Consider the following 23,444-nt stretch of genomic DNA (forward strand, 5'->3'; position numbering starts at 1 on the left):
TCTCTCGGGCGGGCCGCCTGCGCGGACTCCTGGGCTGATCCGCGCCTACCTGCGCGGACCTGCGCTGATCTGCGCTGATCTGCGCGGACTCCTGGGCAGTCGGTCCTTAGGGCTTGCGGGGCTGGTTGAAGCGGAGCATGTTGCCGGCCGGGTCGCGGAAGGCGCAGTCGCGGACGCCGTACGGCTGGTCGACCGGCTCCTGCAGCACCTCCCCGCCGGCGGCCCGGATGCGTTCGAAGGTGGCGTCGACATCGTCGGTGGAGAAGATCACGCCGCGCAGCATGCCCTTGGCCAGCAGCTCCGCCACCGCCTGCCGGTCGGCCGGCGAGGCGTTGGGGTCGGCGAGCGGCGGTTCGAGGACGATCTCCACGTCCGGCTGCGCGGGGGAGCCGACGGTCACCCAGCGCATCCCCTCGAACCCGACGTCGTTGCGGACTTCCAGGCCGAGGACATCGCGGTAGAAGGTGACCGCCTTGTCGTGGTCGTCGACTGCGATGAAGCACTGCGAGAGGTTGATGTTCATGCCGTCGACGCTACGAGGAGGGGGTGGATTTCGCTTCTCCGATCCTGACCGGTCGCGTGTAGATCTTGGCGACGCACGCCGGGATGTCGGCGCCGTCGTCGTGGCTGCGGGCCCGATAGGCGCTGGGGGTCTCGCCGACGAGCTCGGTGAAGCGCGAGCTGAAGGACCCCAGTGAGGTACATCCGACGGCGAAGCAGACCTCCGTCACGCTCAGGTCGCCGCGTCGCAGGAGCGCCTTCGCGCGTTCGACTCGGCGGGTCATGAGGTAGCTGTACGGGGTTTCCCCGAACGCGGAGCGGAAACTGCGGGAGAAGTGTCCGGCCGACATGAGGGCGACGTTCGCGAGTGCCTGCACGTCCAGCGGTTCGGCGTACTCGCGGTCCATCATGTCCCGGGCGCGGCGCAGCCGTACCAGGTCCTCCAGGTTCATGCGTTCCAGCATGGCACGGAGGGGGTGTCACGTCTGCGGGTATCGGTGCTTCCGGATTCGATCAGCCGGCCCGCCGCTCGCCCTGACCGCCCTCGCCGTGGCCCTGACGGCAGCGGGCCCGGTGGCCCTGCGCCGCCGCGACATGATCGCTTAGGGTCGGCGGCGATGACGGGTGGCGGCCGGGCCCCTGGACGAGTCATTCCGAAGTGATCGTGATCAGCTTGTCGATGGGCCAAGGGGCCATTCGATGGCCTGCTGCTGGCCCGTGGACATGCACGCCCCCTGCGCCAAGGCGGGCTTTGCGTCCCTCGAGGAGCCGGCGAAGTAGATGATGCTCGCCGCACAAGGGAGGCCGGAGCTGGTGCTGCTTGCCCCGGGCCGCTCACGGCAGCTGCCGAATCCCTCCCCGGGGTTTCAACTGAGCTGGTCGCGCACGAGATCAAGGAATGCCTGTCGGCTCGGACGGATGTGCGCCCAGACCTTCTCGTCCTGTGGCTCTCCCGGGTCTTCGGGGCCCTTCCTGATCACTTCCTGTACTGCCCACGCGAGGCTACGTGCCGCTTCGCTGACCTCAGACGTGCACAGCACGTGGATCGTCTTCTGCATCACCCACACCCTGTCAAGGACCTGCCTTGCCTGGGCCTGCCACTGCTCGTCAGCCAGGTTGTGGTGATGCCGATCCACCGCGACTCGTTCAGCTTCCTGCACCGCAGACAGAAATTCGATGAGGTGAGTGAGACGCTCGTTGCGGCGCGCCTCGGCAAGTTCACGAACACTGCGGCGCGCCTCGCCGCGTTCCAAGGCGCGTCCTGCCGAGCGCTGGGCCAGCACCGACATGAACCCGCCGAGCAGGACGCCGATGAGCGGCGCAAGCGTTGTCCACACAATGTCCGATTATGACACCGATGGCATGAGCATGGCGCAGGGTTCGGCAATCTCGGGCCGGACCGGGACACGCAGACGGCCAGGTCGTCGCAGCCTTCGCCGACGGCGCTCGACCTGGAACAACACGGCGGCCGGACCTTTGAGGGCGTCGCCGTCCGCGTCGCCCAACGCGTCCTCGCGCCGGCCGCAGCAATCTGGCACAACTCACAAGACCGGACAGCCAATCACACGCTCCCTGATCGCCTATGACCACTGATCACTTCGGAATGACTCATCTAGAACTCCACGAGCAGCTGCTTCAGCCCCCGGATGACGTAGCCGTCCTGCCACTGCGGCTCCTCGACGAGCCGCAGTGGCGGGACCCCCTCCGCGAGCAGCGCCCCGAACGAGGCCTCCAACTCCCGCCGCGCCAGGGGCGCCCCGAGGCAGTAGTGGATCCCGGCCCCGAAGGTCAGATGCGGATTGTCGGCCCGTACGAGGTCCAGCGCGTCGGGATCGTCGAAGCGCGCCGGATCCCGGTTCGCGGACCCGAAGAGCAGCGCGACCTCGGCTCCGCGGGGGATGACGGTGTCCCCGATTCGGATGTCGTCGAGCACCCAGCGCTCGAACATCTGGAGGGGAGTGTCGTACCGCATGAGTTCATCCACAGCTGTGGACAACTTTTCGGGATCGCGGCTCGTGCGGAGCGCGGCGAGCTGCGCGGGATTGCGGAACAGCGCCCACCAGCCGTTGACGGTCGTGTTCACGGTGGCCTCGTGCCCGGCGTTCAGCAGGAGCACACAGGTGGAGATCATCTCCTGCTCGCTGAGCCGCCCCTCCTCATCGTGGGCGGCGATCAGCCCGGAGATCAAATCCTCCCCGGGGTGCCTGCGCCGCTCGGCGATCAGCCCGCGCAGGTACGCGCTGAACTCGACGCTCGCCCGCACCGCACGCCGCGCCGTCTCCTCGTCCGGCCGCAGCTCGAACATCCCGCAGATGTCCGCCGACCATGGCCGCAGGGGCCCCCGGTCCGCCTCGGGCACGCCCAGCAGCTCCGCGATCACCGCCACCGGCAGCGGCTCGGCGACGACGGTGAGCAGATCCCCGCCCCCGTCCGCGCGCAACCGCCCGACCAGCTCCCCGGCCAGCCGCTGCACGGCGGGCACGAGCCGCTCCACCGTCCGCGGGGTGAAGGCCTTCGCCACCAGCCTGCGCACCCGCGCGTGCGCGGGATCCTCCAGGTCCAGCAGGCCGTTGCCATTGAGCACATGGAAGGGCTCGTGCTCCGGCGGTGGCGCCTCGCGCCCGAACTCCTCGTGCGAGAACCGGTGGAGGTAGGTCCGTCCCAGCCGCCGGTCCCGCAACAGCGCACTCACATCGGCGTAGTGCGGCACCAGCCACTGCCCGGTGGCCTCGCACCACACGGCCCGCCCCTGCTCCCGCAACTCCCGGTAGGCCGGGTACGGATCGGCGACGAACGCGGCATCCCACGGATCAAAGCCCATCCCCGCACCCTAAGGGCAGGCCCGCCCGATCAGGAGGGTGTCACCAGCCGGGTCTCGTACGCGTACACCGCCGCCTGGGTGCGGTCCCGCAGGCCCAGCTTCACCAGGATCCGGCTCACATGGGTCTTGATGGTGGACTCCGCGACGACCAGCCGGTCGGCTATCTCCGCGTTCGACAGCCCCTGTGCGATCAGCACCAGGACCTCCGTCTCCCGCTCCGTCAGTTCCCCCACCCCGGCGGGGTCCCCGAACTTGCGCGCCTCGGAGATCTTCGAGAACTCCACGATCAGCCGCTTGGTCACCGAGGGCGCCAGCAGGGCCTCGCCGGCCGCCACCACCCTTACCCCGTCGGCCAGCTGACGGGCCGATGCGTCCTTGAGCAGGAACCCGGAGGCCCCGGCCCGCAGCGCCTGGTACACGTACTCGTCGAGGTCGAAGGTCGTCAGGACCAGCACCTTCGCGTCCGTGTCGGCGGCCACGATTTCCCGCGTGGCCTCCAGCCCGTTCATCAGCGGCATCCGGATGTCCATCAGCACCACATCCGGCCGCAGTGCCGCCACCTGGTCGATGGCCTCCCGGCCGTCGACCGCCTCGCCGACCACCTCGATGCCGTCCATCGCGTTCAGCAGAACGGAGAACCCCTCGCGGACCATCATCTGGTCGTCGACGATCAGCACCCTGATCGTCATACCGTCCCCTCCTGCGGCTCCGGCGCCGGCTCCGCACGGTGCGGCACCGGTATGAACACCGCCACCTCGTACCCGCCCGCGGGGGTCCGGCCCGCCGTCATCTCCCCCTCCAGCATGGCCACCCGCTCTCGCATCCCGGTGATCCCGTGCCCGGCCCCGGGCGAGGGCCGCACATCCCCCGTCGCCGGGTCGTTGACGATCCGTATCCCGATGCCGCCCAGCACGTACGAGACCTCCACCTCGGCCGCGGCTCCCGGCGCGTGCCGCAGCGTGTTGCTCAGGGCCTCCTGGACGATCCGGTACGCCGACAGCTCCACACCCTGCGGCAGCTCCCGCACCGCGCCCGTGATCGTCTTCTGCACACTCAGCCCGGTCTCCCGCACATTGGCCAGCAGGCCGTCCAGCGAGGCCAGCGTCGGCTGTGGGGCGTCCGGCGCCTCGTAGTCCGCGGAGCGCACCACACCCAGCACCCGTCGCAGCTCCGTCAGGGCCGCCACCGCGTTCTCACGGATGGTGACGAACGCCGCCTCCAGCTCCGGCGGCGGATTCTTCACCCGGTACGGTGCGGCCTCCGCCTGGATCGCCACCACCGACATGTGGTGGGCCACCACATCGTGCAGCTCGCGCGCGATCGTGGTCCGCTCCTCCAGCAGGGTCCGCTTGTCCCGCTCGACGGCCGTGACCTCCTGCTGCGCGCTCACCTCCGCCTTCGCGTCCCGACGTATCTGGATACTGCCGGCGATCACCAGGGCGAAGGCCGAGGTCAGCGCCATCTCCGGCATGTTCGAACCCCATCGGCCGTTGAACAGGACGGAGATTCCCGTGCCCAGCACGAGGGTGAGCGTCCACATCCAGGCCGCCACCCGGGGCCCGGTCCGCAGCGTGACGAGGAACATGACCACGATGTAGGAGGCGAAACTGCCGTCGGTCCAGGGCCAGTTGAAGCCACTCCCGATACCGGCCGTCACCACCGTCATCGCGATGGCCGCCCACCACGCGCCGACCGGCCGCACCAGCGTCATCAGGACCGGCGCCGCCGTCAGGAACGTCATGGCGATCGGCCCCAGGTCACCCCAGGCGTCCGACTGCGTGTTCAGCGATATCGTCCCGACCAGGAAGGCCAGGAATCCCACCGCCGCGTGCCGCCGCCACGGTGCGTACCGGCGCAGCACCCCGGGAAGCCGGCGTACGAAGCGCCCGGAGGTGTCCGCCAGCGGCAGCGGCCGGTACGCGAAGGCATCGGTGACGAGGTCCCGGCGCAGGGTCCCGATCACATCCGATGCCAGTCGGAATTCAGGCGTCCGGGCTGTCCCCCCGGTGGTCCTCTCGGTCATACACACACCGTAGGTCTGTACCGCTCTGGTCCGCGTCGCCGCTGATGGGGATTTCTCGGGGTCCCCCTCAAGTACTACACGGGTTCCTCAGTAGCCCGTCGGACGGATCAGACCCGTCTCGTACGCGAACACCGCCGCCTGCGTGCGGTCCCGCAGCCCCAGCTTCACCAGGATCCGGCTCACATGCGTCTTCACCGTCTGCTCGGCCAGCACCAGGTGCTCCGAGATCTCGGCATTCGACAGGCCCTGGGCGATCAGCGACAGCACCTCGGTCTCCCGCTCCGTCAGCGCCTCGATCCGGGCCCGGGACGGCGCCCGCGGCGCCCCCAGCCGGGAGAACTCCGTGATCAGGCGCTTCGTGATGTTCGGCGAGAGCAGCGCCTCGCCGGCAGCCACCACCCGCACCGCCTCGGCGAGCTGGTCGGCCGAGGCGTCCTTGAGCAGGAACCCGGAGGCTCCGGCCCGCAGCGCCTCGTACACGTACTCGTCGAGATCGAAAGTCGTCAGCACCAGCACCTTCACGGCGGCGTCCGGAACACCGGTGATGACGGACGTGGCCTCGATCCCGCCCATCCCCGGCATGCGGATGTCCATCAGCACCACGTCCGGGGCCAGCTCGGCGACCTTCGCCACCGCGTCGGCCCCGTCCACCGCCTGTCCCACGACCTCTATGTCGGGCTGTGCGTTGAGAAGCACGGTGAAGCCCTGCCGGACCATCATCTGGTCATCGGCGATCATCACCTTGATCGGGGTGCTCATGAGGCCCTCTTCGTCTCGGGTTCGGGAACCGCGGGCCGGTCCTGCGGATCCATCGGGAGTACGGCGCTCACCTCGTACCCCCCGTCGGGGCGCGGGCCGGCGGCCAGCTCGCCCCCCAGCATGCCCGCCCGCTCCCGCATCCCCAGCAGCCCGTGCCCCGCTCCGGGCGAGGGCGGGGCCGACCGGGTCGGCGCGGAGTTCGCGACGCACAGGTGCAGATCACGCGGCCCGTAGGCGATGCCCACCTCCACCTGCGAACCGGGCGCATGGCGCAGACAGTTGCTCAGCGCCTCCTGCACGATCCGGTACGCGGTGAGCTCCACGCCCGGGGTAAGCGGCCGCCGTATCCCCGCGATCTCGGTCGTGACGTCCAGCCCGGCCCCCCGCACGTTGTCCACGAGGCCGTCGAGCTCGCCGAGGGTCGGCTGCGGATGGTGGGGGTTCGCGGGATCGTCGGGCTGCTCCGACCTCAGCACGCCCAGCACCCGCCGCAGCTCCGTCAGTGCCTCCAGCGCGTTCTCCCGGATGCCGGCCAGATTCTCCTTGAGCTCCTCCGACGGGTTCTCCACGAGGTGCGGGGCGACCTGCGCCTGGATGGAGATCACCGACATGTGGTGGGCGACCACGTCGTGCAGTTCGCGGGCGATCCGGCTGCGCTCCTCCAGCAGGGTGCGCCGGGCCCGCTCCTCCTCCGTGAGGGTCTCCTGCTCGACGAGTTTGCCGCGGGTGAGGCGGGTGGCGCGCAGGGCGTAGCCGAGGATCCCCACGAACCCGAAGAGGAGGGCCACCCCGCCGATGATCGTCTGGCTCTGCGGCGGCCTGAGGACGACGTCGGCCAGGCCGTTGAGGGCGAGCGTGATGCCGATGACCGCGACGGTCACGCGGGGCGGCACCCGCAGGGCGACCATCAGGATCAGGGGCGCGACCGTGACCGGCCCGGCGGGGGTCCAGGGCCAGGACTGTCCCTGGCCGACGTGGTCGTGGATGACCCACGCGATGAGGGCCGCGGTGACGAGACCGAGCCACCAGGCGGCGATCGGCCGGAACATGCTGAGCACGACGGAGACGGACGTCAGCAGCGACAGGCCCAGGACGGCCGAACCGACCACCTTGTAATGGTCGTTCAGCTGCATGCCCGTGAGGACACCGCAGGGGATGGCCACATAGCAGAGGACCACATGCGGCAGCCAGGCCAGCCAGCGCGGCCGTGACATCTTCGGGAGGGGGTCCCGCTTCACGGTGAACAGCTCCCGGGCCAGGCCGCGCGGCAGGCGGAGGCGGGCTGCGTCGGCGGAAGGCGGCTCGGTCTGCTGGTTCACGCCGTCCAGGCTAAGGCGGGCCCTAGACATGGGTTCTCTCCTTGGCGGGGCCCGCTCCGGTACGGGAGACGGCGGCGGCACGGGCTGCACGGGCGGCGCGGGCTGCACGGGAAGTAGGGGAAGCGGGGGAAGGCTTCGGGCGGCGCCCGCCCTGCTCGTGGACACGGAACGCGGCCCAGCAGAGCGCCAGTGCGGCAGCGAACACCGGGAGCCACAGCAGCCGGGCCGCTATCCAGCCCGCCGAATCCGGCACGGTGTGCAGCCCGGGAAGGTCGGCCGAGACCAGCAGCCCGAGGGCGGTGACGGCCATCATGGCGGTCTGGTGCCACAGGAAGACGGTCATGGCGGAGAGGTTCACCAGGGCCACCTTCGCCCAGGCCGAGGGCCGTCGCACGATCCGGGCCAGCGGCTCGCTCACCAGCAGGGCCAGCCCGCACTGGGCCAGTCCGAAGGCGGCCGCGGCCAGCGTCGGCGGGCTCAGGTTCGATACCGAGGCCCCCGGGACACCCACCATGGACGCCGGGTACCCGCCCCAGAGGATCAGCGCGGCCGTGGCCGCGGCCCCCGCGCCGAACAGGAGCAGCGCCGGCCGGCGCCGGGCGAAGGCCCCACGGGACCAGGCGGCGCCCAGCGTGAAGGGGACGAGCCAGCCGGCGGCCACATTGACCCAGCCGATCCACGCGGGCCCCGCGAGCCCGAAGCGCCACACGTCCACGGCGGCCACCACGGCCAGCGGCCACAGCGGGCCGAGCCGCGCCACGAGCGGGGTCGCCGCGATGAGCGCGGCGAACACCAGCAGGAACCACAGCGGCGACAGCACCAGACCGACCAGCGACCGGACGGTGTCGAACTCCGCCCCGCCGACCAGCATCCCGCCCGCGACGACCGCCCAGAGGACGAGCACCGCGGCGACCGGACGGAACAGCCGCCCCAGCCGCTGCCCGACCCAGGCGCCGTACGAGACCCCGCGCTCGCGCGCCGACGCGTACCCGCGGGCGGCGACATGGCCGCCGACCAGGAAGAAGACGGACAGCGTCTGGAACATCCAGGACACCGGCGCCAGCCACGGCATGTGCGCCAGCGGGCTGGTGGTGCTCAGACCGCCGTCATGGGCGGTCAGTGCGGTGACCAGCCAGTGGCCGAGCACCACGCCGAGGATCGCGAAGGCCCGCAGCGCGTCCACGGTCCGGTCACGGTCGGCCGGGGTGGCCGCGTCGATGCCCGCCGCCAGGGCGTTCCAGCGGGCGCGGAGCCTACGCATGGTCGGCCTCCGATGCGGGAGCGGTGGTGCCGAGGACGATGGCGGCCAGGCTGTCCAGGGACGCGGTGCCCGGCTTGAGGTAGTCGCTGTGGCCGACGGCGCCGGCGGTGAAGGCCCGGGCCCCGAAGACGGGGTCGACCGGGTCGGTCCCGAAACCGATTCCGCCGATCCGGACGTGCGGGACGTTGCCTATCCAGTCCCCGTTGCCCCGGCCGGCCCACACCCGGGCCCCGGTCGGCAGCTCCCGTGCGGCTCCGGCCCCCGTACCCGGGCTGCCGAACAGCACCATGTCGCTGACCGCGTTCCCGGTCCCGGTCCGGGCGCAGACCACGGAGCCGTAGGAGTGGCACAGGAGGGATACCTGGGCCCCGGGCTCCGCCATGGCCCCCAACCGGTCCAGGAAGGGGGCCAGTTCTGCTGCGGCCTCGTCGGCCCGGGCGGCGGTCAGCACGGTGGTGCTCACCGTGCCGGGGGTGTCGTACCCGAGCCAGGCGACCACGGCGGAGCGCGGATGCTCGGCCCGCAGGCGCTGCTGGAGGGAGAGGGCCCCCGCACGGAACCTCTCGTAGGTGTCCAGGGTGGTGTCGGAGCCGGGCACCAGGACGGCGACCCGGTCGGCGCTCTCCAGCTCGCCGAACACCTCGACGGCCCGTCCCTTCCCCCGGCCGTCGAAGGTGAGGAACTGCCCTGCTCCGCCCGCCCCCATGGCGCGCAGCCCGGCCGCCCTCCCCGGACGGTCGGCGCCCTCGGCCATACGGACCGCCTCGGCGATGTTGGCGCTGTTGGCGGCATACCGGCTCCGGGGCGTGGCGTCCTCGGCGAACGTGGCGGGCGCGGGGGCCGGAACCTTCGGCGAGGCGACTGCGGTGATGGGGACCGCCACGGCCGCGGCGACCAGAGCCGCCAGCAGGGTGCGGCGCAGCCGGCCGCCGCCGGCCCGCACCCGCCCCGTGCCGAGCGCGGTGCCCGCCCCAGCCGCCGCCCCTGCCCCCGCCCCGTTCCCGCTCGTGCTCCCGTTCCCGCTCGCGGTCCCCGTCCCCGTTGCCATGGCCTCTTCCTTCGGTAGTCGCCCGGAAGAGCCGTCAATGCTCCTCTCTGCTACCGAAGTTAGAAATCAAGACCCGTGGTCGGCGTCACGCCATGGAGCCGTGTTCGCGCGTAGCTCTCAGGTATGACGGGCGATACTCAAGAGCCAAGGCCAGGCCCAAGTCCACGCCGCTCAGTCCGCCACCAAGGGCTCGACGTAGCCTGCCCGCCAGCGCGGCGCCGGATCCTGACCGGGGCTGGTCCAGTACTCCCTCGCCCCCACGATCTCCCCGTCCCGCACGGTCCAGAGGGAGACGGCCCGGTAGACGACGTGGTCCTGAGGTATCTCCACCTCGGTGACCACGAGGTTCCCGTCGGCCAGGATCCGCAGCAGTTCCACGGATCTCTCGTCCGCGTAGCCGTCGTCGCTGTTCACGGCTATGAAGTTGGCGCGCCCCACGATGCGCTCACCGCTCACGGGCCATTCGATGACGGCGTCCTCGGCAATGAGCGCGGCCACGCCGTCCCAGTCGCGTGCCTCTATTCGCTCCCACAGTTGTGCCACTACCTTCAACGGCTCCATGTGCCGCAGTGTCCGACAGCCCCGTTATACGTAACAAGCATTGCTTGCAGGCTTATTGACTTCGACACAATCGCCCGCCGGGGCCGCTCAGAACACGGGCAGGGCGCCGAGTGCCGTGCCGTCCAGCAGGAACACGCGGCCATTCCGACGGCGCCTAGGTCGTCTCTTTCGGATCTTGCTCCCCCAGCTACCGCTGGGAGGTGCCCCCAGGCCCGCGTCGCCCGGCACCGCACCTCGCCGCGTTGTCGGAGCACCGCAGTACGTCCAGTACAACGGCGCTCCTCCGCCTTGCGATGCACGGCACCGGACGACGCGGGCCCGACCGACAAGATCCGAAAGAGACGACCTAAGCGGCCTCGGGGCCCGGCGGTCCGGGAATGGCGGCCGGAGCTGAGGTCGGAGCTGCGGTCGGATCCGGATCCGCGGCCGCCACCAGTGACGCGGTCGGCGTCGAGGCCTCCAGCGCGTCCAGGGCCGAGGCCAGCCGTTCCAGGGCGCGGACCGTCTCCGCGAAGGCGGCGTCGCCCAGCTCCGTCGCGAGGCGGGCCGCCAGGGCCGCGTGCCCCGGGGCGATCCGGTCCACCGCCTCGAGGCCCTCCTGCGTGGGCCGCAGCAGCTTCGCCCGGCGGTGGGCGGGGTTCGGGGCGTATTCGGCCAGGCCCTTGGCCACCAGCAGGTCCGCGATGCGCTGGACGCTCTGCCGGGTGATGCCCATGCTGCGGGCGATGCCCGCGACGGGCAGCGGCTCGCGCAGCACCGCGCCCAGGACCTGCCACCAGGCGGCCGTCAGCCCGGCCGGCTTGGCCAGCTCCTCCGAGATGGCGAGGAACTGGCCGTTCAGCCGGAACACCCCGAGCGCGGTGCGGCTCAGCAGGTCCTGCCGGGTCCGGGAGTCCCCGAGCGACAGCGGCTCGTGCACCGATTCACGCATCGCCGGCCGCCGCTGCCGCCATCAGGACCGGGTACGCGCTGACGTCCGAGTCGTGGAAGAGCCCGTACCAGGCGTCCAGGACCTCCGGCTTGTAGACGTCCAGGCGGGCGAAGACCTCGCGGGCGAAGGCCACCGGTTCCGTCGGCCCCGCCGTGATCAGGTCGCCGTCGGTCACCGCGTCGGCCTCGACGTAGCCGTCGGCGCCGCCGTAGCCCGGCTGCTCCGCCAGGTAGAAGGACGCGCCGCTGGTGTGGGTGCGGCCGTCGAGCAGGCCCGCCCGGGCGAGGCCGGCGGTGGCTCCGCAGATCGCCGCGACCGGGACCCCGGCGGCCAGGAACTCCCGTGCCTTCGCCGCGAACGGCGCCAGCTCGTCGCCCGTGTCCCACAGGGACGCGCCGGTGAGGATCAGCAGCGAGGAGTCCTGCGGCCGGAGGTCGGCCAGGGCCAGATCGGGCTGGATGCGGACGCCGCCCATGGTGGTGACCGGCTGCGAGGAGTCGAGGCCGACCGTGCGCACGACGTGACCGCGCTGGGTGAGGTGCGCCGTGGTGTGGCCGGTCTCCCAGTCCGCGTACGTGTCGTAGACCGCGAGGTGGACGGGCTTGCGCGGGGTCTCGCTCATGGTGCTTTCGCCTCCAGCGTGGTTCCTGCTCTATGACAATAGACTGTCATAACGACAGGATGCTGTCAATCCCGCGGGAGGGTTCGGGCCCTCTCGCAGACAGACTGCCGAGAGCCGCCCCCCACCCCCATACAGTCCGCCGATATCCCGCCCCACCTGCGCACTTCTAGCGTGACGTCATGACCCCTCATGTCACCCCGCACACCCTTGCCGCCGTGAAGGACGCAGATCGGAAGCACGTCTTCCACTCCTGGTCCGCCCAGGCCCTGATCGACCCCCTCGCCGTCGCAGGGGCCGAGGGGTCGTATTTCTGGGACTACGAGGGCAAGCGTTTCCTCGACTTCTCCTCCCAGCTGGTGAACACCAACATCGGCCACCAGCACCCCAAGGTCGTCGCCGCGATCCAGGAGCAGGCCGGCCGGCTCTGCACCCTCGCGCCCGGCTTCGCCGTCGACGTCCGCTCCGAGGCCGCACGCCTCATCGCCGAGCGGACCCCGGGCGACCTGGACAAGATCTTCTTCACCAACGGCGGCGCCGAGGCCGTCGAGAACGCCGTCCGCATGGCCCGTCTGCACACGGGCCGCGCCAAGGTGCTCTCCACCTACCGCTCGTACCACGGGGCCACCGCCGCCGCGATCAACCTGACCGGCGACCCGCGCCGCTGGCCCTCCGACACGGCCGCCGCCGGCGTCGTGCATTTCTGGGGCCCGTACCTCTACCGCTCCGCCTTCCACGCCACCACCGAGGCCGAGGAGTGCGCCCGCGCCCTCGCCCACCTCGCCGACACCATCGCCTTCGAGGGGCCGCAGACCATCGCGGCGATCATCCTGGAGAGCGTGCCCGGCACCGCCGGCATCATGACCCCGCCGGCCGGCTACCTCGCGGGCGTCCGCGAGCTCTGCGACCGCCACGGCATCGTCTTCATCCTGGACGAGGTCATGTCGGGCTTCGGCCGCACCGGCAAGTGGTTCGCCGCCGACCACTGGGACGTCACCCCCGACCTGATCACCTTCGCCAAGGGCGTGAACAGCGGCTACGTGCCGCTCGGCGGCGTGGCCATCTCGGCCGCCGTCGCCGAGACCTTCGCCACTCGCCCCTACCCGGGCGGACTGACGTACTCCGGCCACCCCCTGGCCTGCGCCGCCGCCGTGGCGACGATCACCACCATGGAGGAGGAGGGCGTCATCGAGCACGCCGCCCACCTCGGCGAGAACGTCATCGGCCCGGCGCTCGCCGAGATCGCCGAGCGGCACCCCTCGGTCGGGGAGGTCCGCGGGCTCGGCGCCTTCTGGGCCCTGGAGCTCGTACGGGACAAGGAGACGCGCGAGCCGCTCGTCCCGTACAACGCGGCCGGCGCGGACAACGCGCCGATGGCCGAATTCGCGGCGGCCTGCAAGGCGTCCGGCCTGTGGCCCTTCGTGAACATGAACCGGACCCACGTGGTCCCGCCCTGCACCATCACGGAGGCCGAGGCGAAGGAGGGCCTGGCCCTGCTCGACGAGGCACTGACGGTCGCCGACCGCCACACCACCGGCTAGGTCCTGTCGTCAAAGTAGCGCCGGTTGGGCCCGCGGTGTCCGGCGCCGTGCATCGCAAGGCGGAGGGGCGCCCGAGTACTGGACGTACTTGGGCGCCCCGACAACGCGGCGAGGTGCGGTGCCGGGCGCCGCGGGCCAGGCGGGACTTTGCCGACAGGACCTAGGTCCGCCCGGGGGGCCGGGGCCGCAACCCGGGCGACGCGAAATCCGCACCTGCACGGCGGGTGCGGATTTCGCATCTCGGTTGGCTACCGATCGGTATATCGGTTGGCTACCGATCGGTTTTCAGCCGCGTTGTCTGGCCTATGGTGTCCGGAGCTCTACGACAGGAGACGGACCCCTATGCCAGGCAGCGGAGCTGTCACCCGCAACACGCTCCGCCAGCAGATCGCGGACGCGCTGCGCGACGAGGTGCTCGCGGGACGCCTGCCTCCGGGGACCGAGTTCACCGTCAAGCAGATCGCGGAGCAGTACGAGGTCTCCGCGACCCCGGTCCGCGAGGCGCTCGTCGACCTTTCGGCCCAGGGACTGCTCGAACTGGTCCAGCACCGCGGCTTCCGCGTGCGGATCTTCTCCGTCGACGACTTCCGGGGAATGATCGAGGCCCGCTCGCTGGTCGTGGACGGCATCTTCCGCCGCCTCGCCGAACGCGGCACCGCCCCCGGCTCCGGCGAGCTGCTGGTGTCGGTGCGCCGCCGGGGCGAGGAGGCGCGCAGGGCCGCCCAGAGCGGTTCGCTCGAAGTGCTGATCGGCTACGACCTGCGCTTCTGGCGGGAGCTGAGCGGGCTGGTCGCCAACACCTACATCTCCGAGTTCCTGCACCGCATCCGCGTGCAGTGCTGGGTCTTCGCCGTCCCTCACCTCCAGCGCGAACCGCAGCTGCGGGCGGCGCTGTGGGACGGCCACAGCGAGCTGGTGGACGCGGTGACACGGGCCGACGCCGACGCGGTGCGCTCCATCGTGCAGGGCTACAACGAGCACGCGCTGGCCTGGGCCGCCCGCCTCTGAGCCCCGAGGTCAGCCCCGAGGTCAGCCCCGAGGTTATGCGCACCCCTTCGCGGAGGGTGTCCGGCCCACTACTCTGGCCCGATCGGCGGCAATGACTGATCGGAGGCTGCGTGGCTTGTGACCTGTGGCTGGTCCCCCTTGTCGATGTGCTGTGCCACAGCCCCGACAACCCCTTCGCGGAAGAGATCGCCTCGTACGACAAGGCGCTGGGCGCGGCCGGACTGCCGTCCGTGCCCGTGTTCGCCTACATGCCGGGCCTGAGCGGGGACGTCGCCCCGGTCGCCGGTTTCGACTACGACGCCCTGCATTTCCTGCGGCGGGCGTACCTGCTCCAGCTCTGCGGGCTGCCCGTGACCCCGGTCGACGAGCTGGGCGGGGACTACGAGCAGCTGCTGGAGATGTTCGAGCCCACGGCCCAGCAGTCGCACCTGGTGTGGCACTACGACCATGCCGGGGCGTACGTCCCGGTGGACTTCGCGGCACCGCTGGCGAACGAGGAGCTGCTGGCCGGGGGCGGGCCGCTGGGGTCCGCGCAGGGGCTGCTGCGCGAGCTGCTGTTCGTGGCCCCCGCCATCGGGATAGACCCGGGGAACCCGCCCGCGGCGCCGGCGCCGCCGGGGCGGCCGACGCAGCTGGAGGAGCCCGCGGGACCGATTCCGTACGACGGCAGTCCCTTCGCCCGTGAACGGCACGTGTGGCTGGGCCTGCACGCGGCCGCGACGCGGAGCCTCGGCCAGGGATCGATGATCATCTTCAGCTGAGCCGTGTCCGGCCGGCGGCGACCGGCGGCCTGCGACCGGTGGGCGGGGTACGGATCCGTGCGCGGAACCGGCCCCGCCGCCGCGCCGGCAGCAGACCGCGGAAGGCCTCCTGAACCCCGGACGGCCCCTGAACCGGACGCCCCCTGAACCGGACGGCCCCCTGAAACCCGGAAGCCCCGGAAGAAGCTGCAGGGCCCGGGAAAACGTCTCAGCGCGGCTGCTCCGGCGGCCGCTGGCGGGGCATGTTCGGCCGGGTACCCGGCGGCAGCGGGAAGCGCGCCGGCGGGATGCTCGCGTCCGCCCGGCCCCCGGAAGCCCCCAGCGACTGCATGACCAGCGGCGCGGGCCCGGCCCGGAACTCCACCATCCAGTCCGCGGTCTCGGAGCGCACCAGCTCCGTGATGTCCTCCGAGAAGCGGCGCAGCACGGTCAGGCACCGCTCCGCGGCCTCGCTGGCCGTGCCCTCGGTGGGGCCCAGCACCTCGCGCACGTTCTCCGAGGCCCAGTCGAACTGGAGGGTCTGGAGCCGCCGCTGCACCGCCTGGGCCGTGGCCACGTCCCGCATCCACCCGGACGTCAGCCCGAAGAACCGGTCGCAGGCGAGCGCGGCCGCGCCCAGCAGCAGCGCGAGGTATCCGTACGTGGAGGCGCCCGGGATCGAGCCCGTCAGTTCCAGCAGCGGCATCGACGCGCCCGTGACGGCGCCGACGGCCGCCCCGGCGCGCAGCACGCGCGCACCGCGCCGCTTCCACGCCCGGTCGGACAGGTACCACTCGGCGGTGCGCAGCGCATCGGCCTCGACCCGCCGGTAGAGCTCGTCGAGCCGCTCGGCGGGCTCGCCCCAGTCCCCGAGGGGGAACGGCCGGCCGGTCAGATCGCCCGCCGCCATAGGTCCGCCGCCTTCCTCCCGGGGATCCCGGGGTGGCCCCTCGGGCTGCATCTCCGGCTGGCTCACCCGGCACTCCCTCTGCCTGCGCTGACGTGTGGTGGTGCGCGTGTGCGCAATGATGCGCATGCTCTTCCTACCTTCGAATGACGGGCGATGGGCGACGATTCCCGGGTTTTCCGCCCGCAAGGAGGTCTTCATCAGGTACGCGTACGCCCCGTCTCTCACTCGAAAGAGTTGGTCCTCACGGCGTAGGGCGCGGCGCCCGGGGAGCACGTAGGCTCGGATTGACCAAGCGTTCCGAAGGTCTCGACGTACGACGTATGGAGTGAGTGCCCTGTGATTCCCGGTGGTGGCCAGCCCAACATGCAGCAGCTGCTCCAGCAGGCCCAGAAGATGCAGCAGGATCTCGCGGCCGCGCAGGAGGAGCTCGCACAGGCCGAGGTCGAGGGCCAGGCCGGCGGCGGTCTGGTGAGGGCGACCGTCACCGGTTCCGGTGAGCTGCGCGCGCTGGTGATCGACCCGAAGGCCGTGGACCCCCAGGACACCGAGACGCTCGCCGACCTGGTGGTGGCCGCGGTGCAGGCGGCCAACGAGAACGCGCAGGCGCTCCAGCAGCAGAAGCTGGGCCCCCTGGCCCAGGGCCTGGGCGGCGGCAGCGGCATCCCCGGCCTCCCGTTCTAGCCCACCTCATCCCTACCCGACGAAAGAAGGCAGTCCGTTGTACGAAGGCGTGGTTCAGGACCTGATCGACGAACTGGGCAGGCTGCCCGGCGTCGGGCCCAAGAGCGCGCAGCGGATCGCCTTCCACATCCTGCAGGCCGAGCCCACCGACGTCCGCCGCCTCGCGCACGCGCTGCTGGAGGTCAAGGACAAGGTCCGGTTCTGCGCGGTGTGCGGGAACGTGGCGCAGGAGGAGCGGTGCGGCATCTGCCGTGATCCGCGCCGGGACACCACGGTCATCTGCGTCGTCGAGGAACCGAAGGACGTCGTCGCGATCGAGCGGACGCGCGAGTTCCGGGGCAAGTACCACGTCCTCGGCGGTGCGATCAGCCCGATCGAGGGCGTCGGACCGGACGACCTGCGCATCCGCGAGCTGCTCGCGCGCCTGGCGGACGGAGAGGTGACCGAGCTGATCCTGGCCACCGACCCGAACCTGGAGGGGGAGGCGACCGCCACCTACCTCGCCCGCATGATCAAGCCCATGGGCCTGAAGGTAACCCGCCTGGCCAGCGGGCTCCCCGTCGGGGGAGATCTGGAGTACGCGGACGAGGTCACGCTCGGGCGGGCCTTTGAAGGAAGGCGACTTCTCGATGTCTGACGCAACGCTGCACGCCCTGGGACAGGATCCGGACGACTTCGCCGCCTCGATCGCGGACCAGATCGAGTCCTTCATCGTCGCGGTCACCGAGGTGGCCAAGGGCGAGGACCCGGACAGCGCGGTGCCCTTCCTCCTCCTGGAGGTGTCCCAGCTGCTGCTGGCGGGCGGCCGGCTGGGCGCGTACCAGGACGTGCTGCCCGACGAGCGTTACGAGCCCGACCTGGGCCCGGAGCCGGACGTGGACATTCTGCGCGAGCGCTTCGCGGTCATGCTGGAGCCGGTCGACGTCTACTCCGAGGTCTTCGACCCGTACGAGCCGCGCAAGGCCCCGGTCGCGCACCGGATCTCGGACGACCTGGCCGACATGGTCGCCGACCTGCGGCACGGCCTGATCCACCACCAGGCGGGCCGGATCACCGAGGCGCTGTGGTGGTGGCAGTTCTCGTACTTCACCAACTGGGGTCCGACGGCCTCGGCCACCCTGCGCGCCCTGCAGTCGCTGATCGCCCACGTCCGCCTCGACCAGCCCCTCGCCGCCCTGGACGGCCTGGACACGGACGAGGACCTGGCCGAGGACGATCTCGCGGAGCAGGCCGGACAGGTGATGGCCGAAGAGCTCGGCGGTCTCGGCCGTATCTGAGGGAACTCATTCTCTGATCTTCTCGTCTCATGATGTGGTACGAGGCGGTCGGATCCCGGTCGCTCGTTAGACTGCACCAGCAATGAGACGGATTGAGCGAGGAGCGCACGTGGGCCTTGTCGTGCAGAAGTACGGAGGCTCCTCCGTAGCCGATGCCGAGGGCATCAAGCGTGTCGCCAAGCGGATCGTGGATGCCAAGAAGAACGGCCACCAGGTGGTCGTCGTGGTTTCCGCGATGGGCGACACGACGGACGAGCTGATCGATCTCGCCGAGCAGGTATCCCCGATGCCTGCCGGGCGTGAATTCGACATGCTGCTGACCGCCGGGGAGCGGATCTCCATGGCCCTGCTGGCCATGGCGATCAAAAACCTGGGCCACGAGGCCCAGTCGTTCACCGGTAGCCAGGCAGGCGTGATCACCGACTCGGTCCACAACAAAGCGCGCATCATCGATGTCACGCCGGGCCGTATCCGCACCGCGCTGGACGAGGGCAACATCGCCATCGTCGCCGGCTTCCAGGGCGTGTCCGCGGACTCCAAGGACATCACCACCCTCGGCCGGGGCGGCTCGGACACGACCGCCGTCGCGCTCGCCGCGGCGCTGGACGCCGAGGTCTGCGAGATCTACACCGACGTCGACGGCGTCTTCACCGCGGACCCCCGCGTCGTGAAGAAGGCCAAGAAGATCGACTGGATCTCGTCCGAGGACATGCTGGAGCTCGCGGCCTCCGGCTCCAAGGTGCTGCTGCACCGCTGCGTCGAGTACGCGCGCCGCTACAACATCCCGATCCACGTCCGCTCGTCCTTCTCCGGACTGCCGGGCACCTGGGTCAGCAACGAGAATCCGCAAGGGGACGCGCAGGTGGAGCACGCCATCATCTCCGGAGTCGCGCACGACGTCTCCGAAGCCAAGATCACGGTCGTCGGTGTCCCGGACAAGCCGGGCGAGGCCGCGGCGATCTTCCGTGCCATCGCGGACGCCGAGATCAACATCGACATGATCGTGCAGAACGTCTCCGCGGCCTCCACGGGCCTCACGGACATCTCCTTCACCCTCCCCAAGTCCGAGGGCCACAAGGCCATCGACGCCCTGGAGAAGGCGAAGGGCGCGATCGGCTTCGACTCCCTGCGCTACGACGACCAGATCGGCAAGATCTCCCTGGTCGGCGCCGGCATGAAGACGAACCCGGGCGTCACCGCCTCCTTCTTCCAGGCGCTGTCCGACGCGGGCGTGAACATCGAGCTGATCTCCACCTCGGAGATCCGCATCTCGGTCGTCACCCGCCAGGACGACGTCAACGAGGCCGTCCGCGCCGTGCACACGGCCTTCGGCCTCGACTCCGACAGCGACGAGGCCGTCGTCTACGGAGGCACCGGACGATGACCCGCACCCGGTCCTCCGGCCCGGCACTCGCCGTGGTCGGGGCGACCGGAGCAGTCGGTTCGGTCCTGCTCCAGATGCTGTCCCAGCGGGCCGACGTCTGGGGCGATATCCGCCTGATCGCCTCCGCGCGCTCGGCCGGCCGCATGCTGGCCGTCCGGGCGCGGGAGTGCGAGGTGATCTCCCTCACCGAGGACGCCTTCGACGGCCTCGGCCCGGGCGACATCGCCCTCTTCCTCACCCCGGCCGACGTCTCGGCCCGATGGGCCCCCGTCGTCACGGCCCGCGGCACGGTCGCCATCGACCTGTCCGCCGCGTTCCGCGAGGACCCCGAGGTCCCGCTGGTGGTGCCCGAGGTCAACGGGCACGCCGTACGGATCCGGCCGCGCGGGATCGTCGCCGGCCCGGACTGCGTGACCGCCACCATGATCGCGGCGCTCGGCGCGCTGCACTCCGAGTACTCCCTCCGCGACCTGGCCGTCTCCTCGTACCAGGCCGCGAGCGCCGTCGGCCGGGCCGGCTCCGAGGTGCTGCGCCGCCAGCAGTCGCTGGTCGCCGGGACCTCCCTGGGCGAGCAGCCCGGGGACGTACGCCGTGCCGTGGGGGAGGACACCGGCCCCTTCGCGGCTCCGCTCGCCCTCAATGTCGTGCCCTGGTCCGGAGAGCTGCGCGCGGACGGCTGGTCCTCGCACGAGCTGGCGGTACGGGGGGAGACGCGCCGGATCCTGCAGCTCGAGCAGCTCCCGGTGTCGGTGACCTGCGTCCAGGTACCGGTGCTGACGGGGCATTCGCTGACGGTACGGGCGCGGTTCGAGCGCGAGGTGGAGGCCGCGCACGCCCGGGAGATCCTGGAGGCGGCCCCCGGCGTGGTGCTCGTGGACGACCCAGCGGCGGGGGAGTTCCCGACCCCCGTGGACGCCGTCGGCACGGATCCCGCCTGGGTGGGACGGGTGCGGGTCTCGCTCGACGATCCTTACGCCCTGGAGTTCTTCGTGTGCGCGGACAATCTCCGCAAGGGCGCTGCGCTGAATGCCACACAGATCGCGGAACTGATCGCAGGTGAATTTGCGTAATTCGCTTTGTAGGATCGGTGCTGATCCCTTGATCAAGGTGATGGCCCGACTGCCGTCTCGATAAGACGGGGCAATCGGGAAGAGCGGGTACGCATGAGGGCAATAGGGATTTTGCTGGTGAGGCTGCCTCGCGCGTACAACCCTGATGGGGGGACGCGTGTCCAACTGGCGTGGCAGAGGCACTGCTGGAACCAGTCGTCCGACCGGCGCAGATCGGGATCATCCCGTCGCGCCGGGGCTCCCGCGTGCCCGGTGGCGGTTTTCCCGTGATCGTGCCCGTCCCGCCGGCGGGGCCGTCCCAGGCGCCCGTACGGACTGCCGTACCGATCCGGGGCGGCCTCGTGCCCGCACCGCGCGACAGCGCTGAGGCGGACGGGGCGGCCAAGAGCGAGACGGCCGAGGTGGTGGCGGGCACCACCGTCGACCACCTCACCGCGACCTACCAGGCGCACTACCGCTCGCTCCTGGGCCTGGCAGCGCTGCTCCTCGACGACACCGCCTCCTGCGAGGACGTGGTCCAGGAGGCCTTCATCCGGGTGCACTCGGCCCGCAACCGGGTCCGTGACCGGGAGAAGACCCTGGCGTACCTGCGCCAGACCGTCGTCAACCTCTCGCGCTCGGCCCTGCGCCGCCGCATCCTCGGCCTCAAGCTGCTCTCGAAGCCGATGCCGGACATGGCGAGCGCCGAAGAGGGCGCATACGACCAGCTGGAGCGGGACGATCTGATCAAGGCGATGCGCGGACTGCAGCGACGCCAGCGTGAAGTGCTCGTACTGCGCTACTTCGCGGACATGACGGAGGCCCAGGTCGCCGAGACGCTCGGAGTATCGCTCGGTTCGGTGAAGGCGTACGGATCGCGGGGCATTGCCGCGCTGCGGGTGGCGATGGAGGCTGCGCAGTCATGATGGACGATCACACTCCGCAGGGCGCAGGAAGCGGGGAGGACGAGCTCCGGGTCCTCCTGCGCGGGGCGGTCGAGGGCCTGGAGCCCTCCGCCGACGCACTGGAGCGGCTGCGTGACGCCGTCCCCGCGCGCCGGACCCGCAACCGCCGGGCCGCCCTCGTCGGCGCCGCCGCGGTCGTACTGCTCGCCGGGACCGCGGTCCCGGCCGCCCTGCACCTGACGGCGGCCGAGGGCGCGTCCGCGGACCACCCGGCCATGGCGGGGCACGGCACGGTCGCCGGCGAGAAGCCGGGCACGTCCGCGTCCGACCCCCATCTGAACGGATTCGGGGACCGGCCGAGGTCGTCCGACTCCCTCGGCGACGACCCGGCCGTGGGCGGCGTCACCGGGGCACCGAACGCCACGCCCGGCTCCCCGGCGGGCGGTCTGACAGCCGGCCCCGCCGGCGCCGGCAGCTCCGCGGGACCCGCCGGAACCGGCGGCTCCGTGGTCGGCCCGGGCCCGTTGCCGCCGGTGGCGGCGCCCGGTGTGCCCGGGTGCGGCCCGGACCAGCTCGGGGTGGTGGGCTCGGCCCGGACCCCGGAGACCGACGGCAGGGTGTACGGCAGCTTCCGGATCACCAACGTCTCCGCTCAGGGCTGCGCCGTGAGCGGCCAGGACAGCGTGACGGCCGCACCGGCGCCCGGTACGGGGACCGGTGCGGGCTCCGCGGTCGCCGTGGTCGGCCACACGGCCGGAGACCCGGCGAGCGGACTGCTCCCCGACCCGTCGGCCGCGTCCCCGGCCCTCGTGCTCCCGCCGAACAAGGCCTACGAGGTCCGCTTCGCGTGGGTGCCGTCCGGGGAGACCTGTGCGCCGGGAACCCCGGGCGGGGGCGGGCAGCCGCCGCAGACCGGCTCCGCGGGCACCTCGGCCGGTACGGGGAGCGGTCCGGCCTCCGAACCGCAGCAGGGCACTGCCCCGGCCCCGGGCGGCGTGGCCGTCTCGCACACCCCGCAGTCGGGGGCCTCGACCACGCAGACGACGATCCCCGAGGCCTGCGGCGGAACGGTCTACCGGACGGGCGCGATCCCCGTGTCCTAGCGGGTGTCCTGCCGATCACGCCGGGCTCGCGGGCTGGTACGGGCCGGACCTAGGTCGTCTCTTTCGGATCTTGCCGGGCCCGCGTCGCCCGGCACCGCACCTCGCCGCGTTGTCGGGGCTCCCGAGTACGTCCAGTACAAGGGAGCTCCTCCGGCTTGCGATGCACGGCACCGGACAACGCGGGCTCGGCCGACAAGAGCCGAAAGAGACGACCTAGGCGGCCGGCTCCAGCAGGCCGGCCTCGGCGTCGCGGATGGTCTCCACCTCGCGGCGGTAGAGCCGGAACCACATGAAGAGCACGAAGGCGACGAAGACGAACCACTCGCCGGTGTAGCCGAGGTTCTGGAAGGCCTTCAGGTCGAGCCCGGTGTTGGTCGGCGCCTGCGCGGGCACCGGAATCATCCCGTCCGACGGGGTCTGCACGGTCAGCCAGGCGTCGTACAGGTCGTACGGGACGAGGTTGACCAGCGAGGCCGCCCCGATCACCCCGAGCTGCCCGGCCGGCAGGCCGCCCTGGGAGTGGACCCCCTTGGTGCCGGAGTTCTCCGCATGCTGCAGGGCCCCGGTGACCTCGACCCGGCCGGTCGGCGGGGCCGGAGCCTTCGCGGGATCCGCCACCCCCGGCAGCCAGCCCCGGACCACCGGGACGGCCTTGCCGGAGTCGGTCTTCAGCAGCGTCAGCACGTAGAACCCGGACGCGCCGTCGAGCCGCCGCTCGGGCACCAGCAGCTGGTCGCCGTACTCCCCGGCCGTGGAGGCCAGCTGCCCGGAGGTCCTCTTGTCGACCGGGAGCAGCGAGTCCAGGGGCGCGGCCACCCGGTCCGCGGGCCGCTCGGCGGTCGCTTCCCGGTGGCTGTCGACGCGGTCCTCGAACCGGCCGAGCTGCCAGGACCCCATGAACAGGCAGAAGGGCACGGCGAGCGCGACGAAGACGTTGATCCCCCACCAGCGCGGGGTCAGGAGAAACCGGTGCACCCCACCACCGTACGGGGGGTGCACCGGC

General features: G+C 71.4%; 25 protein-coding genes and 1 pseudogene. 11 read left to right on the plus strand and 15 right to left on the minus strand.

Annotated elements, in window-relative coordinates; translation table 11 throughout:
- Positions 1–106 precede the first annotated feature (106 nt).
- The 3 genes from OG753_RS23240 to OG753_RS23250 all read right to left on the minus strand — a co-directional run bounded on the left by OG753_RS23240 (position 107) and on the right by OG753_RS23250 (position 1,838).
- Positions 107–523 carry a VOC family protein gene (locus OG753_RS23240; protein ID WP_405789958.1) on the minus strand — a complete coding sequence of 139 codons (417 nt, stop codon included), beginning with the start codon at positions 521–523 and terminating at the stop codon, positions 107–109.
- A 10-nt stretch (positions 524–533) separates the two neighbouring features.
- A complete protein-coding gene (locus OG753_RS23245; protein WP_327263630.1) occupies positions 534–953 on the minus strand; it encodes a helix-turn-helix transcriptional regulator in 420 nt (139 codons plus the stop codon).
- A 414-nt stretch (positions 954–1,367) separates the two neighbouring features.
- Positions 1,368–1,838 (minus strand): hypothetical protein, encoded by a 471-nt coding sequence (locus OG753_RS23250; RefSeq protein WP_327263631.1) that lies wholly within the window; start codon positions 1,836–1,838, stop codon positions 1,368–1,370.
- A 108-nt stretch (positions 1,839–1,946) separates the two neighbouring features.
- On the opposite strand from OG753_RS23250, the pseudogene OG753_RS23255 reads away from it, so the two are divergent.
- Positions 1,947–2,094: pseudogene (locus tag OG753_RS23255) on the plus strand (IS982 family transposase); the annotation flags it as partial.
- Between the two features lie 19 nt (positions 2,095–2,113).
- Here the strand turns inward: OG753_RS23255 and OG753_RS23260 are convergent.
- From OG753_RS23260 to OG753_RS23305, 10 genes are all read right to left on the minus strand, one after another.
- Positions 2,114–3,322, minus strand: a complete 1,209-nt coding sequence (locus OG753_RS23260) for a cytochrome P450 (RefSeq protein WP_327263632.1) — start codon at positions 3,320–3,322, stop codon at positions 2,114–2,116.
- Between the two features lie 29 nt (positions 3,323–3,351).
- Complete coding sequence (locus OG753_RS23265) at positions 3,352–4,011, minus strand: response regulator (RefSeq protein ID WP_383199046.1); 660 nt, start codon at positions 4,009–4,011, stop codon at positions 3,352–3,354.
- Positions 4,008–5,345, minus strand: a complete 1,338-nt coding sequence (locus OG753_RS23270; RefSeq protein ID WP_383199044.1) for a sensor histidine kinase — start codon at positions 5,343–5,345, stop codon at positions 4,008–4,010. The genes OG753_RS23265 and OG753_RS23270 overlap by 4 nt, the downstream gene beginning before the upstream one ends.
- Positions 5,346–5,432: 87 nt before the next feature.
- Entirely contained in the window at positions 5,433–6,104 is a 672-nt protein-coding gene (locus OG753_RS23275; protein ID WP_327263635.1) for a response regulator transcription factor, read from the minus strand.
- Entirely contained in the window at positions 6,101–7,423 is a 1,323-nt protein-coding gene (locus OG753_RS23280; RefSeq protein ID WP_405789961.1) for a sensor histidine kinase, read from the minus strand. The genes OG753_RS23275 and OG753_RS23280 overlap by 4 nt, the downstream gene beginning before the upstream one ends.
- A 22-nt stretch (positions 7,424–7,445) precedes the next feature.
- Positions 7,446–8,684, minus strand: coding sequence for an acyltransferase (locus tag OG753_RS23285; RefSeq protein ID WP_405789963.1), 1,239 nt, complete (start codon positions 8,682–8,684; stop codon positions 7,446–7,448).
- Positions 8,677–9,732: an alpha/beta hydrolase gene (locus tag OG753_RS23290; RefSeq protein ID WP_405789965.1), complete on the minus strand. Its 1,056-nt coding sequence runs from the start codon at positions 9,730–9,732 to the stop codon at positions 8,677–8,679. The genes OG753_RS23285 and OG753_RS23290 overlap by 8 nt, the downstream gene beginning before the upstream one ends.
- A gap of 171 nt (positions 9,733–9,903) precedes the next feature.
- Positions 9,904–10,293, minus strand: coding sequence for a nuclear transport factor 2 family protein (locus OG753_RS23295; RefSeq protein WP_327263639.1), 390 nt, complete (start codon positions 10,291–10,293; stop codon positions 9,904–9,906).
- Positions 10,294–10,639: 346 nt separating this feature from the next.
- Positions 10,640–11,224 carry a MarR family winged helix-turn-helix transcriptional regulator gene (locus OG753_RS23300; protein ID WP_405789967.1) on the minus strand — a complete coding sequence of 195 codons (585 nt, stop codon included), beginning with the start codon at positions 11,222–11,224 and terminating at the stop codon, positions 10,640–10,642.
- Positions 11,217–11,846: a DJ-1/PfpI family protein gene (locus tag OG753_RS23305; RefSeq protein ID WP_327263641.1), complete on the minus strand. Its 630-nt coding sequence runs from the start codon at positions 11,844–11,846 to the stop codon at positions 11,217–11,219. Before OG753_RS23305 ends, OG753_RS23300 begins: the two co-directional genes overlap by 8 nt.
- 179 nt (positions 11,847–12,025) lie before the next feature.
- On the opposite strand from OG753_RS23305, the gene OG753_RS23310 reads away from it, so the two are divergent.
- The 3 genes from OG753_RS23310 to OG753_RS23320 all read left to right on the plus strand — a co-directional run bounded on the left by OG753_RS23310 (position 12,026) and on the right by OG753_RS23320 (position 15,153).
- Positions 12,026–13,384, plus strand: coding sequence for an aspartate aminotransferase family protein (locus OG753_RS23310; RefSeq protein ID WP_405789970.1), 1,359 nt, complete (start codon positions 12,026–12,028; stop codon positions 13,382–13,384).
- 342 nt (positions 13,385–13,726) lie between these two features.
- The gene (locus OG753_RS23315) at positions 13,727–14,392 is read left to right on the plus strand and encodes a GntR family transcriptional regulator (RefSeq protein WP_327263643.1); all 666 of its coding nucleotides are present in this window, start codon (positions 13,727–13,729) and stop codon (positions 14,390–14,392) included.
- 110 nt (positions 14,393–14,502) lie between these two features.
- A complete protein-coding gene (locus OG753_RS23320) occupies positions 14,503–15,153 on the plus strand; it encodes a hypothetical protein (protein ID WP_327263644.1) in 651 nt (216 codons plus the stop codon).
- A gap of 208 nt (positions 15,154–15,361) precedes the next feature.
- On the opposite strand, the gene OG753_RS23325 is transcribed toward OG753_RS23320, so the two are convergent.
- Positions 15,362–16,108 carry an SLATT domain-containing protein gene (locus OG753_RS23325; protein ID WP_327263645.1) on the minus strand — a complete coding sequence of 249 codons (747 nt, stop codon included), beginning with the start codon at positions 16,106–16,108 and terminating at the stop codon, positions 15,362–15,364.
- 270 nt (positions 16,109–16,378) lie between these two features.
- Between OG753_RS23325 and OG753_RS23330 the strand changes: the two genes are divergently transcribed.
- The 7 genes from OG753_RS23330 (at position 16,379) to OG753_RS23360 (ending at position 22,441) form a co-directional block, all read left to right on the plus strand.
- Positions 16,379–16,723, plus strand: a complete 345-nt coding sequence (locus tag OG753_RS23330) for a YbaB/EbfC family nucleoid-associated protein (protein ID WP_327263646.1) — start codon at positions 16,379–16,381, stop codon at positions 16,721–16,723.
- A 37-nt stretch (positions 16,724–16,760) separates the two neighbouring features.
- Entirely contained in the window at positions 16,761–17,360 is a 600-nt protein-coding gene (gene recR / locus OG753_RS23335; protein ID WP_030010802.1) for a recombination mediator RecR, read from the plus strand.
- Positions 17,353–18,000: a DUF5063 domain-containing protein gene (locus OG753_RS23340; protein WP_327263647.1), complete on the plus strand. Its 648-nt coding sequence runs from the start codon at positions 17,353–17,355 to the stop codon at positions 17,998–18,000. Before recR ends, OG753_RS23340 begins: the two co-directional genes overlap by 8 nt.
- A 109-nt stretch (positions 18,001–18,109) precedes the next feature.
- Positions 18,110–19,384 (plus strand): aspartate kinase, encoded by a 1,275-nt coding sequence (locus tag OG753_RS23345; protein ID WP_327263648.1) that lies wholly within the window; start codon positions 18,110–18,112, stop codon positions 19,382–19,384.
- Complete coding sequence (locus tag OG753_RS23350; RefSeq protein WP_405789973.1) at positions 19,381–20,454, plus strand: aspartate-semialdehyde dehydrogenase; 1,074 nt, start codon at positions 19,381–19,383, stop codon at positions 20,452–20,454. Before OG753_RS23345 ends, OG753_RS23350 begins: the two co-directional genes overlap by 4 nt.
- Positions 20,455–20,699: 245 nt before the next feature.
- Positions 20,700–21,359 carry a SigE family RNA polymerase sigma factor gene (locus tag OG753_RS23355; RefSeq protein ID WP_405792774.1) on the plus strand — a complete coding sequence of 220 codons (660 nt, stop codon included), beginning with the start codon at positions 20,700–20,702 and terminating at the stop codon, positions 21,357–21,359.
- Positions 21,356–22,441, plus strand: a complete 1,086-nt coding sequence (locus OG753_RS23360; protein WP_405789975.1) for a hypothetical protein — start codon at positions 21,356–21,358, stop codon at positions 22,439–22,441. The genes OG753_RS23355 and OG753_RS23360 overlap by 4 nt, the downstream gene beginning before the upstream one ends.
- A 213-nt stretch (positions 22,442–22,654) precedes the next feature.
- Here OG753_RS23360 and OG753_RS23365 read toward each other — a convergent pair whose 3' ends face one another.
- Positions 22,655–23,416 (minus strand): SURF1 family protein, encoded by a 762-nt coding sequence (locus OG753_RS23365; protein ID WP_327263652.1) that lies wholly within the window; start codon positions 23,414–23,416, stop codon positions 22,655–22,657.
- Positions 23,417–23,444: the final 28 nt, after the last annotated feature.

The sequence above is a fragment of the Streptomyces sp. NBC_00029 genome, assembly GCF_045160505.1.
Classification (GTDB): domain Bacteria; phylum Actinomycetota; class Actinomycetes; order Streptomycetales; family Streptomycetaceae; genus Streptomyces.